This window comes from Halopseudomonas sp. T1L2, assembly GCF_055397385.1.
Genome location: NZ_AP040865.1, coordinates 2,411,719 through 2,427,576 on the forward strand (window position 1 = coordinate 2,411,719; position 15,858 = coordinate 2,427,576).

The 15,858-nt window shown below is 59.7% G+C and carries 13 protein-coding genes and 2 tRNA genes; 1 reads left to right on the plus strand and 14 read right to left on the minus strand.

Annotated features, from left to right (window positions below; genetic code table 11):
* Window positions 1–79 precede the first annotated feature (79 nt).
* The 11 genes from infB to rlmE form a co-directional block, all read right to left on the minus strand.
* Window positions 80–2,590 carry a translation initiation factor IF-2 gene (gene infB / locus ACZ5WQ_RS11365; protein ID WP_228246853.1) on the minus strand — a complete coding sequence of 837 codons (2,511 nt, stop codon included), beginning with the start codon at window positions 2,588–2,590 and terminating at the stop codon, window positions 80–82.
* Window positions 2,591–2,652: 62 nt separating this feature from the next.
* The gene (gene nusA / locus ACZ5WQ_RS11370) at window positions 2,653–4,134 is read right to left on the minus strand and encodes a transcription termination factor NusA (RefSeq protein ID WP_228246852.1); all 1,482 of its coding nucleotides are present in this window, start codon (window positions 4,132–4,134) and stop codon (window positions 2,653–2,655) included.
* A gap of 51 nt (window positions 4,135–4,185) precedes the next feature.
* On the minus strand, window positions 4,186–4,641 hold the full coding sequence (rimP, locus tag ACZ5WQ_RS11375) for a ribosome maturation factor RimP (protein WP_088276385.1): 456 nt from the start codon (window positions 4,639–4,641) through the stop codon (window positions 4,186–4,188).
* A 167-nt stretch (window positions 4,642–4,808) separates the two neighbouring features.
* A tRNA-Met gene (locus ACZ5WQ_RS11380) sits at window positions 4,809–4,885 on the minus strand.
* A gap of 107 nt (window positions 4,886–4,992) precedes the next feature.
* Window positions 4,993–5,077, minus strand: a tRNA-Leu gene (locus tag ACZ5WQ_RS11385).
* Between the two features lie 26 nt (window positions 5,078–5,103).
* Window positions 5,104–5,499 carry a preprotein translocase subunit SecG gene (gene secG / locus ACZ5WQ_RS11390; RefSeq protein ID WP_228246851.1) on the minus strand — a complete coding sequence of 132 codons (396 nt, stop codon included), beginning with the start codon at window positions 5,497–5,499 and terminating at the stop codon, window positions 5,104–5,106.
* Window positions 5,499–6,257 carry a triose-phosphate isomerase gene (tpiA, locus tag ACZ5WQ_RS11395; RefSeq protein ID WP_228246850.1) on the minus strand — a complete coding sequence of 253 codons (759 nt, stop codon included), beginning with the start codon at window positions 6,255–6,257 and terminating at the stop codon, window positions 5,499–5,501. The genes secG and tpiA overlap by 1 nt, the downstream gene beginning before the upstream one ends.
* A 67-nt stretch (window positions 6,258–6,324) precedes the next feature.
* The gene (glmM, locus tag ACZ5WQ_RS11400) at window positions 6,325–7,668 is read right to left on the minus strand and encodes a phosphoglucosamine mutase (RefSeq protein WP_464382340.1); all 1,344 of its coding nucleotides are present in this window, start codon (window positions 7,666–7,668) and stop codon (window positions 6,325–6,327) included.
* A gap of 25 nt (window positions 7,669–7,693) precedes the next feature.
* Complete coding sequence (folP, locus tag ACZ5WQ_RS11405) at window positions 7,694–8,551, minus strand: dihydropteroate synthase (RefSeq protein ID WP_228246848.1); 858 nt, start codon at window positions 8,549–8,551, stop codon at window positions 7,694–7,696.
* 7 nt (window positions 8,552–8,558) lie between these two features.
* The gene (gene ftsH, locus ACZ5WQ_RS11410; RefSeq protein WP_373315000.1) at window positions 8,559–10,496 is read right to left on the minus strand and encodes an ATP-dependent zinc metalloprotease FtsH; all 1,938 of its coding nucleotides are present in this window, start codon (window positions 10,494–10,496) and stop codon (window positions 8,559–8,561) included.
* A gap of 186 nt (window positions 10,497–10,682) precedes the next feature.
* A complete protein-coding gene (gene rlmE / locus ACZ5WQ_RS11415) occupies window positions 10,683–11,312 on the minus strand; it encodes a 23S rRNA (uridine(2552)-2'-O)-methyltransferase RlmE (RefSeq protein WP_228246847.1) in 630 nt (209 codons plus the stop codon).
* A 78-nt stretch (window positions 11,313–11,390) separates the two neighbouring features.
* Between rlmE and yhbY the strand changes: the two genes are divergently transcribed.
* Window positions 11,391–11,705 (plus strand): ribosome assembly RNA-binding protein YhbY, encoded by a 315-nt coding sequence (gene yhbY, locus ACZ5WQ_RS11420; protein WP_228246846.1) that lies wholly within the window; start codon window positions 11,391–11,393, stop codon window positions 11,703–11,705.
* A 32-nt stretch (window positions 11,706–11,737) separates the two neighbouring features.
* Here the strand turns inward: yhbY and ACZ5WQ_RS11425 are convergent, their stop codons facing one another.
* Genes ACZ5WQ_RS11425 through carB form a run of 3 tightly spaced genes read right to left on the minus strand, consistent with a single transcriptional unit; the run spans window position 11,738 to window position 15,855 of the window.
* Entirely contained in the window at window positions 11,738–12,121 is a 384-nt protein-coding gene (locus ACZ5WQ_RS11425) for a hypothetical protein (protein WP_285677189.1), read from the minus strand.
* A 41-nt stretch (window positions 12,122–12,162) separates the two neighbouring features.
* On the minus strand, window positions 12,163–12,636 hold the full coding sequence (greA, locus tag ACZ5WQ_RS11430; protein ID WP_088276375.1) for a transcription elongation factor GreA: 474 nt from the start codon (window positions 12,634–12,636) through the stop codon (window positions 12,163–12,165).
* 3 nt (window positions 12,637–12,639) lie between these two features.
* Complete coding sequence (gene carB, locus ACZ5WQ_RS11435; protein ID WP_233048379.1) at window positions 12,640–15,855, minus strand: carbamoyl-phosphate synthase large subunit; 3,216 nt, start codon at window positions 15,853–15,855, stop codon at window positions 12,640–12,642.
* Window positions 15,856–15,858: the final 3 nt, after the last annotated feature.

The window sequence follows — 15,858 nt, forward strand, 5'->3', positions numbered from 1 at the left end:
CAACAAACTCCGGGCTGCCTGGCAGCCCGGAGTTTGTTGCGAATGTCAGGCGGCGCCCCGCAGGAACGCCGCTGTAGTGTTACAGACTGCGCTGAACCTGAACACGCTCGAAGACCTCGATACGGTCACCGGGACGAACGTCGTTGTAGTTCTTGACGCCAATACCGCACTCCATGCCGTTACGCACTTCGCCCACGTCGTCCTTGAAGCGACGCAGGGATTCCAGCTCGCCTTCGTAGATAACGACGTCTTCGCGCAGAACGCGGATCGGACGGTTACGGTACACAGTTCCCTCGATGACCATACAACCGGCTACCGCGCCGAACTTCGGCGAACGGAACACGTCACGTACTTCGGCAACCCCCAGGATCTGCTCGCGGACATCGCTGCCGAGCATACCGGACAGTGCTTTCTTGACGTCATCGATGATCTCGTAGATCACGCTGTAGTAGCGCAGATCCAGACCTTCGCTCTCAACGATCTTGCGTGCAGTTGCATCGGCACGAACGTTGAAACCGAAGATCACCGCGTTGGACGCCAGCGCCAGGTTGGCGTCGGTCTCGGTGATACCACCGACACCGCCGGAGACAATCTTGACCTGTACTTCGTCGTTGCCCAGGTCGACCAGCGAGCCCTGCAGCGCTTCCAGCGAACCGCGCACGTCGGCCTTGAGCACGATGTTGAGGGTCTTCTTCTCGTCCTGGCCCATGCTTTCGAACATGTTTTCCAGCTTGGCCGAGTGCTGACGAGCCAGCTTGATCTCGCGGAACTTGCCCTGACGGAACAGAGCGACTTCGCGGGCCTTCTTCTCGTCGACAACGACGTTGAGTTCGTCACCGGCGTCCGGCGTGCCATCAAGACCGAGAATCTCGACCGGAATGGACGGACCGGCTTCCTTGATCGGCTGACCGTTCTCGTCGAGCATTGCCCGAACGCGGCCGTAGTTTACACCGGCGAGTACAACGTCACCCTGACGCAGGGTGCCATTCTGAACCAGCACGGTAGCAACCGGGCCACGGCCCTTGTCGAGACGGGATTCAACGACGACACCGCGACCGGGTGCAGAAGGTTGAGCCTTGAGCTCAAGGACTTCGGCCTGCAGCAGAACCGCTTCGAGAAGCTCTTCGATGCCGGTACCGGCCTTGGCGGAAACCGGAACAAACATGGTGTCGCCACCCCATTCTTCCGGAATAACGTCACGGGCAGCCAGATCGTTCTTGATACGATCCGGATCGGCATCTTCCTTGTCCATCTTGTTGATGGCAACAACCACCGGAACACCAGCCGCCTTGGCGTGCTGAATCGCTTCCTCGGTCTGCGGCATCACGCCGTCGTCGGCGGCAACCACCAGAATCACGATATCGGTTGCCTTGGCACCGCGGGCACGCATCGCGGTAAACGCAGCGTGGCCGGGGGTATCCAGGAAGGTAACCATGCCACGATCGGTTTCAACGTGATATGCACCGATGTGCTGGGTGATACCACCGGCTTCACCGGAAGCCACCTTGGCACGGCGGATGTAATCCAGCAGCGAAGTCTTACCGTGGTCAACGTGACCCATTACGGTGACGACCGGCGCACGGCTGACTTCTTCACCTTCGTGGGCCAGCGACTCGACCAGTTTGTCTTCCAGGTCGCTCTCGCGAACCTGCTTGACCTTGTGGCCCATGTCTTCGGCAACGATGGATGCAGTGTCCTGATCCAGCACCTGGTTGATGGTGACCATGGTGCCGTTCTTGAACATGTACTTGATGACTTCAGCCGCCTTGACCGACATCTTCTGCGCCAGCTCGGCCACAGTGATGGTCTCGCCGATCACGACTTCACGCACCACCGGACCGGTAGGCTTCTCGAAGCCGTGCTGATTGCGCTTCTTGCCCGCCTTCAGCTTGCCACCGCCGCCACGGCGACGGGTTTCGGCTTCGTCATCAACCGAAATACGCGGAGCATGACGCGCCTTGTCCTTGCCACCATGACCGCCAGCACGCTTGCGACCACGCTCTTCTTCCTCTTCGCGGGCCTTGCGACGGCTTTCTTCTTTCTTCTTGTGGTGCTCGGCGGCAGCCTGCGCCGCCTCGGTCGGCTGAGGGGCCGGCGCAGCTTCTACAGCCGCAGCTGCCGGTTGTGCAGCGGCAGCGACAGCCGCCGCTTCAGCCTGACGCTTGGCCTCGGCCTCTGCTTCAATACGGGCAGCTTCCTCAGCCTGACGCTTGGCCTCGGCCTCGGCAGCCTGCTGACGCGCTTCTTCAGCGGCACGCAGCTGCTCCAGCTCGCGCTGGCGTTCGGCCTCCAGGTCGGCCGGTTCGCGCTTGACGTAAGTGCGTTTCTTGCGCACTTCGACGTTGACCGTCTTGCTGCCGGCAACCTTCAGGGTGCTGACCGTCTTGCGCTTGAGGGTAATCTTGCGCGGCTCCGAGCCGGAGTCGCCATGGGCGCTTTTCAGAAACGCCAGCAGGGCCTGCTTTTCGTCATCACTGACCGCTTGGGCAGGACCTGTTTGCGGCAAACCCGCTTCCTGCATCTGTTGCAGCAGGCGCTCTACCGGAGTACCTACTTCGTCAGCCAATTGTTTGACCGTCACTTCCGCCATTCACTTCTCTCCTCAGTCGGGTCCGTGCGTCTCCGCAGGGGGATCTCGTCGATTCCGACCGGTTATTCAAACCAGGGGGCGCGGGCTGCCATGATCAAAGCCGCAGCACGCTCTTCATCGATACCGTCGATGTCGAGCAGGTCGTCCACGGACTGCTCGGCCAGATCTTCCATTGTCAGGATGCCGTTGGCCGCCAGCTTGAAAGCCAGCGCCCGTTCCATACCATCCATATTCAGCAGGTCGTCAGCCGGCTGTGCTTCTTCGAGCTTCTCCTCGTTGGCAATCGCCTTGGTCAGCAGACGGTCCTTGGCGCGGGCGCGCAGCTCGTTGACGATGTCTTCATCAAAGCCATCGATCTCGAGCAGTTCCTCCATCGGCACGTAGGCAACTTCTTCCAGCGTGGTGAAACCTTCTTCAACCAACATCTGAGCCACTTCCTCATCGACATCCAGCTCGTCGACGAAGTTGCGCAGCACGTCGCCGGTCTCGGCTTCCTGCTTGGCACGGATATCGTCTTCAGTCATGACGTTCAGGGTCCAGCCGGTCAGCTGACTGGCCAGACGAACGTTCTGGCCATTACGGCCAATGGCTTGCGCCAGGTTGTCTTCGGCAACCGCCAGATCAATGGTCTGGGTATCCTCGTCCAGAATGATGGACGCGACTTCCGCCGGGGCCATGGCATTGATGACAAACTGAGCCAGGTTATCGTCCCAGAGAACGATATCGACGCGCTCGCCGCCCAGTTCGCCGGATACGGCCTGAACGCGCGAACCGCGCATACCGATACAGGCCCCTTGCGGATCGATGCGCTTGTCCTTGGAACGCACAGCGATCTTGGCCCGCGACCCCGGGTCACGGGCAGCGCCCATCACCTCAATCAGCTCCTCGGCGATTTCCGGCACTTCAATGCGGAACAGCTCGATGATCATCTCCGGGCAGGCACGTGACAGCACCAGCTGCGGGCCGCGATTCTCGGTACGGATATCCTTGAGCAGGGCACGGATACGGGTGCCGGTGCGGAACGTCTCGCGCGGGATCATTTCTTCGCGCGGCAGAACGGCTTCGGCATTGTTGCCCAGGTCGACGATGACGCTGTCACGTGTCACCTTCTTTACAGTACCGCTGATGATTTCGCCCAGTCGATCACGATAGGCGTCAACCACCTGAGCGCGCTCGGCTTCGCGAACCTTCTGCACGATAACCTGCTTGGCAATCTGCGCAGCGATACGACCGAACTCGACCGACTCGATCTTTTCTTCGTACTGGTCACCAATGTTGAGCGCAGAATCGCGCTCCTGAGCCTGATCCAGGGTCAGCTGGATGGCCGGATCGTCAAAATCCTCATCCGCCACCACCGCCCAACGACGGAATGTTTCATAGTCACCGGTGTGCCGATTGATCGACACGCGCACATCCACTTCATCTTCGTAACGCTTTTTGGTCGCCGTTGCCAATGCCAGCTCAAGCGCTTCAAAGATTACACCGGGTGGTACACCCTTTTCGTTGGAAACGGATTCCACAACCAGCAACACTTCTTTGCTCATCGTATGCCTCGCCTAACGCCGTCCATTGGGCTCGTTCAGCCCGAAATTTGTTCAAAAACGCGGAATGATATTGCCCTTATCGATCGAATCGATGGGCAGCAGGTACTCGTGCTCGCCTACCTGCAGAATGACCTCGTCACCCTCCACTCCGCGAATCACACCCTGAAAATTACGGCGCCCCTCATAAGGGGTACGCAGCCTGATCTTTGCCTGCTCGCCAGTGCAGTCCAGATACTGCTGCAGCGTGAACAGGGGACGGTCCATGCCCGGAGAGGAAACCTCCAGGGTATAGTCGCCGGAAATCGGATCCTCGACATCCAGCACAGCGCTGGCCTGACGACTGACGGCGGCACAGGCTTCGACACTGACGCCATCCGGATGATCAATATATACGCGCAGCAGGGTGTGTTTCCCCTGGGACAGGTACTCGATACCCCAGCAGGTGTATCCCAATGCCTCGACGACCGGGACCAGCAGGGTCTCCAACTCAGTCACTTTGCCGGACACGCTCACCGCCTATATTTGTCGCATGAATAAAAAATGGGCCTTAAGCCCATCGTGAGTCTGGCCGCTTCGCACAGACGAAGCCCAGAGACCGTTAGCTCCGCAGCCAACAGGAAATGAACCGCGGCAAAAACCTAACAAAAAGCCCCTTAAAAGGGGCCCTTTGATACTGGTTGCGGGGGCAGGATTTGAACCTACGACCTTCGGGTTATGAGCCCGACGAGCTACCAGACTGCTCCACCCCGCGTCGAATCTAGGGCGTGAATTATACGTCTACCGGCGCAACATGACAACCGGCACACCTGTTCACCCCTGAAAAAGAAACAGGGGCCTGATGTATCAGACCCCTGTAGATGGTGCGGAAGATGGGACTCGAACCCATACACCCTAAGGCACTACCCCCTCAAGATAGCGTGTCTACCAATTCCACCACTTCCGCAAAACCTGTACTACCAGCGCCGAGGCTTATTCAGCCGCCGGCGGAATCTCTTCCCCAATCGACTCCGGCACATCCGTTGGAGCGACGTCCTGCTCCAGCACCGGCACATCCTCGTCAATCAGCGCCGGAGCCTGCTGCTCAACCTGCAGGGCCGGAGCCGGCAGACCAGCCTCAATGGCCGCGTCCGCCTTGTGGCTGGCATAGTAAGCCAGCCCCAGAGAAGTCACAAAGAACACCGCAGCCAGAATCGCAGTCACGCGACTCAGAAAGGTGCCCGAACCCTGACTGCCGAATACGGTCGCCGAGGCGCCGGAACCAAAGGAGGCTCCCGCTTCCGCACCCTTGCCCTGCTGCATCAGAACCAGGCCGACTACGGCAATGGCAACCAGCAGGTGCAGCACTACAATCACGGTCTCAATCATTACACTCGTCCAGCGGCGCGAGCGATCGCACCGAATTCTTCCGCGTTCAGAGAAGCTCCACCAATGAGCCCCCCGTCGATATCCGGCATGGAGAACAACGCCTCTGCATTGTCCGCCTTCACACTACCGCCATAAACAATCCGCACATCTTGTGCCTGCGCGTCATCCAGCATCGCCAGCCTGGCTCGAATCATGGCGTGCACATCCTGAGCCTGCTCAGGGCTCGCAGTCAAGCCAGTTCCGATAGCCCACACAGGCTCATACGCAACTACGCCCTCTGCCAGACCACCAACACCAAAGGCATCGAGGATAACCTGCAACTGCCGCGCAACCACATCAGCTGTCTGACCGGCATCCCGCTCAGCCTGGCTCTCGCCAACACATAATACGGGCCGCAATCCACACGCAAGCGCAGCAGCAAACTTTTTACAGACCACTGCATCGGACTCGCCGAACAGGGTCCTGCGCTCGGAATGACCAACGAGGACATAACCACATCCTGCATCCCGAAGTTGCGCCGGCGATATCTCACCAGTCAGCGCGCCTGGCTCAGCCTGCGTGGCACAGGTCTGGCCTCCCACCGACAGCGGCGAGCCCTGCAGACGATCTACACACCGATCGATATACAGCGCAGGGGGAGCAATCATCAGCTCGACCCCTTCAGGCCACTCCTGCTCGACCAGGCCATTCAGCAAGGCATCTACAGACTGCCGAGAACCGTGCATTTTCCAGTTGCCGGCAACTAGCGGACGTCGCATGCCAAACCTCTCTACCCAAGCGGGCGCCAATCTTAACCAAGTTGTATCGGTGACACAACTGCCTTTTTCATCCGTTTAATATCCGCGTAACAACATCGGCCAGCGCCGCAGCTTCGTGCTCAACCTGCGCGGCGACCTGACCTTCGACCATAACCCGCACCAGCGGCTCGGTACCGGACAGACGCAACAGCACTCGACCGGCGTCGCCGAGACGGGCCTCGGCCTGCGACACCGCATCCTTGACCGCCTGCTGCTCCAGCGGCGACCCGGCACCCGGCGCATAGCGCACATTGATCAGCTTCTGCGGACACTTCTGCATGCCTGCGCAGGCTTGCTCCAGGGAGAGCCCCGACCGCTGCAGCGCCTTCAGCACCTGAAGCGCAGCAATAATGCCGTCGCCGGTCGAGGTGTGATGCAGGCAGACGATGTGGCCGGAAGATTCGCCGCCAAGTATCCACTCGCGCTGACGCAGCTCGGCCATAACATACCGATCCCCGACATTGGCCCGCACAAATTCGACACCACGCGCCTTCATCGCCAGCTCAAGCCCGAGATTGGTCATCAGGGTGCCAACCACTCCGCCCCGCAGCAAGCCGCGCTCGTGCAGGTCGAGCGCGATGATATACAGCAGCTGATCACCGTCCACCTCATTGCCAGACTGATCAACCATCAACACCCGATCACCATCGCCGTCAAAGGCGATACCCAAATCCGCCCCCTCGGCGACCACGGCGGACCTCAGCGCGGCCAGGTGGGTTGACCCGACATCGGCATTGATATTCAGGCCGTCAGGGCTCGCGCCGATCACCCTGACGTCGGCACCCAACTCGCGAAACACGCTCGGCGCCACCTTGTAAGTTGCACCGTGAGCGCAGTCGAGCACCACTTTCAGCCCCTTGAAACTGGTGCTGGTAGGCACACTGCTCTTGCAGAACTCGATATAGCGGCCGGAGGCATCTTCCACGCGGGACACCTTGCCGAGCAGGGCAGAGTCAACCACGGTCATGGGCTCATCTACCAGCCGCTCTATCTCGAGCTCCAGACTGTCCGGCAACTTGCTGCCAACCGACGAGAAAAACTTGATGCCATTATCGTAAAACGGATTGTGAGAGGCACTGATCACAATACCGACGTCAGCCATGAAGGTACGCGTCAGGTAGGCAATCGCGGGTGTAGGCATTGGCCCCAGCAGCTGAACATGGGCACCGGCCGCAGACAGCCCCGCCTCCAGCGCCGACTCGAACATATAACCCGAGATACGCGTATCCTTGCCGATAATCACGCGACAGGCACCGTGATGCCGAAAGGCCGTGCCAACAGCCCAGCCCAGCTTCAACATGAATTCGGGGGTAATCGGCGCACTGCCTACCCGGCCGCGAATGCCATCGGTGCCAAAATAACGTTTTTCCATTAACTGACTCTGCCGCTTGAAATTGTTAGGACTGACGGGCGCTTTTAACCGCCTCAACCATGCGCACCACATCGACCGTTTCAGCGACATCGTGCACGCGCAAAATCGCCGCACCGGCATCCACCGCCAGGGCCGCCAGGGCAAGACCACCATACAGACGCTGATCAACCGGCCGATCCAGCGCCTGGCCAATCATGCTTTTTCTGGACACGCCCACCAGCAGCGGTAGCCCGGCCGGACGCAGATCGCGCAAACGCGCAAATAATCCCAGATTGTGCTCCAGGGTCTTGCCAAAACCAAACCCGGGATCAAGGATCAATCTCTGACGGATAATGCCGGCTGCCTCGCAGGCCTCGACCCGAGCCTGCAGATACGCATTCACCTCATCCAGCACACTGGCGTAGCGCGGCGCGAGCTGCATGGTATCCGGCTCGCCCTGGCGGTGCATGAGGCAAATTGGCAACCCGGTATCGCGCGCGGCCTCGAGCGCACCGGGACGCTCGAGCGCACGGACGTCATTGATCAGCCCCGCACCGGCTGCGGCCGACGCCACCATCACCTCGGGCGTACTGGTATCAACCGAAATCACCACGTCAAAGCGAGCAGCGATAGCCTCAACTACCGGCACCACGCGCTGCAGCTCCTCCTCAACGGAGACTACAGCAGCGCCGGGGCGAGTGGACTCCCCCCCAACATCGATCAGGGACGCTCCTGCGCCAATCATCTGCTCGACATGCAGCAACGCAGCATCCAGACGATTGTAACGGCCACCGTCGGAAAAGGAGTCAGGCGTAACATTGAGAATGCCCATGACATGGGCACGAGAAAGATCAAGCTCCCGAATGCCGCAAGGCAAACGGGAGCTATTGCTGTCAGAACGCATCAGGCCCTCAATGCTCCCCGGCAGGTCCGCCGATCGGACCGGAGCCCTTGGGAGTATCAACGACATCCGACTTGGCATCGTCGGGCGTTACTACAGCGCCGGGCCCGGATTTGTCATCGCCTTGCCAGTCCTTCGGCTCACGGGGCACGCGCCCTGCCATGATGTCGTCGATCTGCTGTGTATCGATGGTTTCGTACTTCATCAAGGCTTCAGCCATCATGTCCAGCTTGTCACGGTTTTCTTCCAGCAGACGGCGGGCAGTGGCGTAGCTCTCGTCGATGATGCGACGCACCTCTTCGTCGATCTGCTTGGCGGTTTCACCGGAGACACCAGCCAGACCGCCAGCGCTGGAGCGCCCAAGGAAGCCCTGATCCTCGTCCTCGGCATAGAGCAGAGGACCCAGCTTTTCAGACAAGCCCCACTTGGTCACCATGTTCTTGGCCAACTGGGTTGCCCGCATGATGTCGTTTGATGCACCGGTGGTCACACCATCAAAGCCCAGCGTCATCTCCTCGGCGATACGGCCACCGAACAGCGAGCAAATCTGACTGGTCAACGCCCGCTTGGACAGACTGTAACGATCCTCTTCCGGCAGGAACATGGTCACACCCAGCGCACGACCGCGCGGAATGATGGTGACCTTGTAGACCGGGTCATGCTCGGGCACCAGACGCCCGACAATGGCATGACCGGACTCGTGGTAGGCCGTGTTCAGCTTTTCCTTGTCGGACATGACCATCGACTTGCGCTCGGCGCCCATCATGATCTTGTCTTTGGCCATCTCGAACTCGCTCATCTCCACCAGACGCTTGTTGGAGCGCGCAGCGAACAGCGAAGCCTCGTTGACCAGGTTGGCCAGATCAGCACCGGAGAAGCCCGGCGTACCGCGCGCGATCAGCGACGGATTCACATCCTCGCCCAGCGGCACCTTGCGCATGTGCACCTTGAGAATCTGCTCGCGGCCGCGGATATCCGGCAGACCCACCACCACCTGACGATCGAAACGGCCGGGGCGCAACAACGCAGGGTCAAGCACATCAGGGCGGTTGGTCGCGGCAATCACGATAATGCCGTCGTTCGGCTCAAAGCCATCCATCTCGACCAGCAACTGGTTCAGAGTCTGCTCGCGCTCGTCATGACCGCCGCCCATTCCGGAACCACGGTGACGGCCGACCGCATCGATCTCATCGATAAAGATGATGCAGGGCGCGTGCTTCTTGGCCTGCTCGAACATGTCGCGCACCCGGGACGCACCCACACCGACGAACATCTCGACGAAGTCGGAACCGGAAATGGTAAAGAAAGGCACCTTGGCTTCACCGGCAACCGCCTTCGCCAGCAGGGTCTTACCGGTACCAGGCTGACCAACCATCAGCACACCGCGCGGAATATGACCACCCAGGCGCTGAAACTTGCCCGGGTCACGCAGGAACTCAACCAGTTCCTGCACGTCTTCCTTCGCCTCGTCGCAGCCCGCGACGTCAGCGAACGTCGTCTTCACCTGATCTTCGGACAGCATGCGCGCCTTGCTTTTGCCAAAGCTCATCGGGCCACCGCGACCACCGGCACCGCCCTGCATCTGCCGCATGAAGAACATGAAAATGGCGATAATGATGAGAATGGGGAAGCTGGCGATCAGCAGCTGCGTCCAGATGCTTTGCTGCTCCGGCTGCTTGCCCTCGATGATGACATCGTTATCCAGCAGATCACCGATCAGGCCGTTGTCCTGGATGGCCGGACGCACGGTCTTGAAGGTATCCCCGCTGCGCTCACGACCGGTGATGATGTATCCATCCACAGTCACTCGCTCGATCTGGCGATTCTCCACCAGTTCCAGAAACTGTGAATAATTCAGCGTATCCGGTTCGCTGGTCTTGCTGAAGTTGTTCATCACCGTGACCAGTACCGCGGCAATGATCAACCACAGGATGAGGTTCTTCGCCATATCGTTCAATTTGCTACCCTCTTGCCCCGCTGCACGACCGCGGGCGCCTTGCTGAGTCTTTTAACCACCTGCCAACATTACACCAGTTTAGGTCACCTCGGCATTGGCTTCAGTGTAACCCGCTATGTAACAGCCACCTCACAGACCACCCGGGGCAAGCTCCGGTTCCGATTCGCTGCACACGGATCAGCGTTCACCACCCTTGAAACCGCGGGCCAGCAGGTAGGTCTCGCGCGAACGGCCACGCGAGGCATCGGGTTTACGCGTCAGCAGCTTGTCGAATTGACCCCGCATCTCACGGAAATACTCATCGAAACCCTCTCCGTGAAACACCTTGATCAAAAAATCGCCGCCGGGCCGGAGCACGCGCGAGGCCATGTCGAGTGCCAACTCGCACAGATACATGGCGCGCGGTTGATCAACTGCTGGCGTCCCACTCATATTGGGGGCCATATCGGAAATAACAAGGTCGACCGGGGCATCACCAATGGCAGCGAGAATCTGCTCAAATACCGCATCCTCGGTAAAATCGCCCTTGATGAAGGTGACGTCGGGAATGCTATCCATGGCCAGAATGTCGGATGCAATGATGCGCCCCTTTTCACCAATCAGACGCGACGCGACCTGCGACCAGCCGCCCGGGGCCGCCCCCAGATCCAGCACGGTCATGCCCGGCCTCAGAATGCGGTCGCGCTCCTGAATCTCCAGCAACTTGTAACTTGCGCGCGAGCGGTAGCCATCTTTCTGGGCCTGTTTTACGAACGGGTCATCGAAATGCTCTTTGAGCCAACGCTTGCTTGTCTTGGACTGTGCCACGGAATACCTCGTGCAGCGGATCACGCCGCCGGTTAAACTAGTGCATCAACACTCATTTGAATCTTCATACGGAACATTATGGCGCTCAGCTCCGCACAGAAAAAAGACCTCAAACGCATCGGCCATCACCTGAAGCCGATCGTCATCATCAGCGAACAGGGTGTCAGCGAAGGCGTCCTGGCCGAACTGGACCGCGCTCTGAACGACCACGAACTGATCAAGATCAGGGTTACCGTCAGTGATCGCGAGGCCAAACAGGCGCTGATTGCCGAGGCTTGCAGCCAGACCGGTGCCGAACTGGTTCAGGTGATCGGCAAGATGGCAATCCTGCTGCGCCGGGCCAAGAAGCCCAACGCCAACCTGTCCAACCTGAAACGTTTTCAGGGCTTCTGAAAAAGCAACGGGGCCCTTCGGCCCCGTTTGCCTTATCTATCACCCGACGACTCGTCCGGTCGTGGCTGCACCGCCAGCACCAGACCGGCGAACGCCACCACCAGATAACTCATCAGCATCAACAGCTGATTGCCTGCGCCGCGGAACAGGAAAAATGCCCCCACCGCCGCCAGCGCCAGAACGAGAACCTGGGCCCGCACATCACGCCAAATGGCTCCGCGCACACGCACTACCAGCACAAAAAGTTGCAGCAGCATTGCCACCGCACTGATGCCCAGTACCGCCGGGCGCAGGGTCAGGGCGGCATCGTCAACAAGCAACGGCGCCAGGCCGGACTGTTCCAGCGCCGGCAAAAAGACAAAGTGCAGACTCCATACCGAACCGACCCAGAGGGTCAGCAGCAGCTGCCAGACCACGCGGCCGCCATACCGGGGACCACTACCGACAGCCGCCGGCGTCACAGGTGCTGGACCTCGACAATCTCGTATTCGACCACACCGCTCGGTGTTTTCACCGCGACAATCTCACCCTCTTCCTTGCCGATCAGGGCGCGGGCGATGGGTGAATTGACCGACAGCTTGCGCTGCTTGATGTCAGCCTCGTCATCACCAACGATCTGGTAAACCACCTCTTCGTCAGTTTCGACATTGGCAATGGTCACCGTGGTGCCAAAGATCACCTTTCCGGTATGCGGGATAGTGGTCACGTCGATCACCTGCGCATTCGACAGGCGACCTTCGATGTCACGGATACGCGCCTCGACCATACCTTGCTGCTCGCGCGCGGCGTGGTATTCGGCATTTTCCTTGAGATCGCCGAGCTCGCGAGCTTCCGCAATCGCCTGAGTGATCTGCGGCCGCAGCTCACTCTTGAGGTGCTTGAGTTCGACTTCGAGAGCTTCTGCGCCCTGCTTGGTCATCGGGTACTTCATAACTCAGATACCTTTGTGTAAATCCTGGAGACGACGCACTGCGCGCTCCGGGCCAAATTTCAGTGCAGTGCAGACCGCCTCGCCACCTGCCAGGGTGGTAGTCGAGTAGACCTTGTGCTGCAGTGCGTTGCGACGAATCGAATAGGAATCGGCAATCGACTGGCGACCTTCGGTGGTGTTGATCACCAGATCAATCTCGTCGTTCTTGATCATGTCGACAATATGCGGACGCCCTTCGGTCACCTTGTTCACGCGACGTACCGGCAGGTTGGCCGCTTCCAGCACCTTGGCAGTGCCGGCGGTCGCAACCACTTCAAAACCCAGGTCGATCAGATCGCGGGCAACATCGACCACCAGCGGCTTGTCGTCTTCACGCACACTGATGAACACGGTGCCGCTGGTCGGCAGCACTTCACCAGAACCCAGCTGGGACTTGGCAAACGCCTCACCGAAGCTGTCACCCACACCCATTACCTCACCGGTGGACTTCATTTCAGGGCCGAGGATCGGGTCTACGCCGGGGAACTTGGCGAACGGGAACACCGCTTCCTTAACGCTGAAGTACGGCGGCACCACCTCTTCAGTGAAGCCCAGTTCCTGCAGCGTCTTGCCTGCCATGACACGGGCAGCAATCTTGGCCAGCGACTGACCGATGCACTTGGATACGAACGGCACGGTACGGGAGGCGCGCGGGTTGACCTCGATCACGTAGATGTCCTCGCCCTGCACCGCCATCTGCACGTTCATCAGGCCGACCACGCCCAGCTCCAGTGCCATCTTGCGCACCTGCTCGCGAATATCGTCCTGGATGTTCGCCGGCAGCGAATACGGCGGCAGCGAGCACGCCGAGTCGCCGGAGTGCACGCCAGCCTGTTCGATGTGCTGCATGATCGCCCCGATCACCACATCCTTGCCGTCAGAGACCGCGTCAATATCCACTTCGATGGCGCAGTTCAGGAAGTGATCCAGCAGCACCGGGCTGTCGTTGGACACCTTGACCGCCTCGCGCATGTAGCGCTTGAGTTCTTCTTCCTGATAGACGATTTCCATCGCCCGCCCGCCCAGTACGTAGGACGGGCGCACCACCAGCGGATAACCGATGCGCTTGGACAGTGCGAGAGCCTCGTCTTCGCTGCGCGCAGTCGCATTCGGCGGCTGACGCAGTGCCAGGCGCTCAACCATCTGCTGGAAGCGCTCACGGTCTTCGGCGCGGTCAATCGCCTCAGGGCTGGTACCGATAATCGGCACGCCGGCCTCTTCCAGCGCGCGCGCCAGTTTGAGCGGCGTCTGACCACCGTACTGCACGATCACACCCTTGGGCTGTTCGACGCGAACGATTTCCAGCACGTCTTCCAGGGTCACCGGCTCGAAATACAGACGATCCGAGGTGTCATAGTCGGTGGAAACGGTTTCCGGGTTGCAGTTGACCATGATGGTTTCGTAACCATCTTCACGCATCGCCAGTGCAGCGTGAACACAGCAGTAGTCAAACTCGATGCCCTGACCAATACGGTTCGGCCCACCACCCAGCACCATGATCTTGTCACGGCTGGACGGATTGGACTCGCACTCTTGCTCATAAGTCGAATACATGTAGGCGGTATCGGTGGCGAACTCGGCCGCACAGGTGTCAACGCGCTTGTAAACCGGCAGCACGTTCAGCTTGTGACGATGACGACGCAGGCTCTTCTCGCTCACGGCCAGCAACTGCGACAGACGCAGGTCAGAGAAGCCCTTGCGCTTGAGGCGGAACATCAGGTTGTAGTCGATGTCGGCCAGCCCCAGCGTCTTGACCCGCTCTTCTTCCTTGACCAGGTCCTCGATCTGAACCAGGAACCAGGTATCAATCTTGGTCAGATCAAACACCTGTTGCAGGGTCATGCCGGCGCGGAACGCGTCAGCCACGTACCAGATGCGATCCGCACCCGGGACGGTCAGCTCGCGGGTCAGCTCGGTCATTACGTCGTCGGCAGCCGGATCGACCTTGGGGTCGAAACCGCAGACGCCCACTTCCAGGCCGCGCAGTGCTTTCTGCACGGACTCCTGGAAGGTGCGACCAATAGCCATCACTTCACCCACCGACTTCATCTGAGTAGTCAGGCGCGCATCGGCGTTGGGGAATTTCTCGAACGCGAAACGCGGAATCTTGGTAACCACGTAGTCGATGGACGGCTCAAAGGAGGCCGGCGTGCGACCGCCAGTGATGTCGTTCTGCAGCTCGTCCAGGGTGTAGCCGACAGCCAGCTTGGCGGCAATCTTGGCAATCGGGAAACCGGTGGCCTTGGAGGCCAGCGCCGAGGAGCGCGACACCCGCGGATTCATTTCGATGACGACCATGCGGCCGGTGTTCGGGCAGATACCGAACTGCACGTTGGAGCCACCTGTCTCGACACCAATCTCACGCAGTACCGCCAGCGAGGCGTTACGCATGATCTGATATTCCTTGTCGGTCAGCGTCTGGGCCGGCGCGACAGTAATGGAGTCACCGGTGTGAACACCCATCGGGTCAAAGTTTTCGATCGAGCAGACGATGATGCAGTTATCCTTCTTATCGCGGACCACTTCCATCTCGTACTCTTTCCAGCCGATCAGCGACTCGTCGATCAGCAGCTCGTTGGTCGGCGACAGGTCCAGACCACGGTTGCAGATCTCCTCGAACTCTTCACGGTTGTAGGCGATACCACCACCGGTACCACCCATGGTGAACGATGGACGGATGATGCACGGAAAGCCGACCTGCTCCAAAACACCGTAGGCCTCAGCCATGGTATGCGCGATACCGGAGCGCGGGCACTCCAGACCAATGGCCTTCATCGCCTTGTCAAAGCGCGAACGGTCTTCGGCCTTGTCGATGGTGTCGGCGTTGGCACCAATCATCTCCACGCCGTACTGCTCCAGCACGCCGTGCTTCTCCAGATCCAGTGCGCAGTTCAGCGCGGTCTGGCCGCCCATGGTCGGCAGCAGCGCGTCCGGGCGTTCTTTCTCGATGATCTTGGCAACAGTCTGCCACTTGATCGGCTCGATGTAGGTGGCATCGGCCATGGCCGGGTCGGTCATGATGGTCGCCGGGTTGGAGTTGACCAGAATGACGCGGAAACCTTCTTCCTTCAGGGCCTTGCAGGCCTGAGCACCGGAGTAGTCGAACTCGCAGGCCTGACCGATGACGATAGGGCCGGCGCCGAGGATCAGAATGCTTTTAATGTCTGTACGTTTTGGCATAGT

Coding starts and splice junctions, on each gene's coding strand:
- nusA (WP_228246852.1), bottom strand. CDS start 4,134: ATGAGCAAAGAAGTGTTGCTGGTTGTGGAATCCGTTTCCAACGAAAAG.
- folP (WP_228246848.1), bottom strand. CDS start 8,551: ATGCGTTCTGACAGCAATAGCTCCCGTTTGCCTTGCGGCATTCGGGAG.
- ftsH (WP_373315000.1), bottom strand. CDS start 10,496: ATGGCGAAGAACCTCATCCTGTGGTTGATCATTGCCGCGGTACTGGTC.
- tpiA (WP_228246850.1), bottom strand. CDS start 6,257: ATGCGACGTCCGCTAGTTGCCGGCAACTGGAAAATGCACGGTTCTCGG.
- greA (WP_088276375.1), bottom strand. CDS start 12,636: ATGAAGTACCCGATGACCAAGCAGGGCGCAGAAGCTCTCGAAGTCGAA.
- glmM (WP_464382340.1), bottom strand. CDS start 7,668: ATGGAAAAACGTTATTTTGGCACCGATGGCATTCGCGGCCGGGTAGGC.
- carB (WP_233048379.1), bottom strand. CDS start 15,855: ATGCCAAAACGTACAGACATTAAAAGCATTCTGATCCTCGGCGCCGGC.
- secG (WP_228246851.1), bottom strand. CDS start 5,499: ATGATTGAGACCGTGATTGTAGTGCTGCACCTGCTGGTTGCCATTGCC.
- yhbY (WP_228246846.1), top strand. CDS start 11,391: ATGGCGCTCAGCTCCGCACAGAAAAAAGACCTCAAACGCATCGGCCAT.
- infB (WP_228246853.1), bottom strand. CDS start 2,590: ATGGCGGAAGTGACGGTCAAACAATTGGCTGACGAAGTAGGTACTCCG.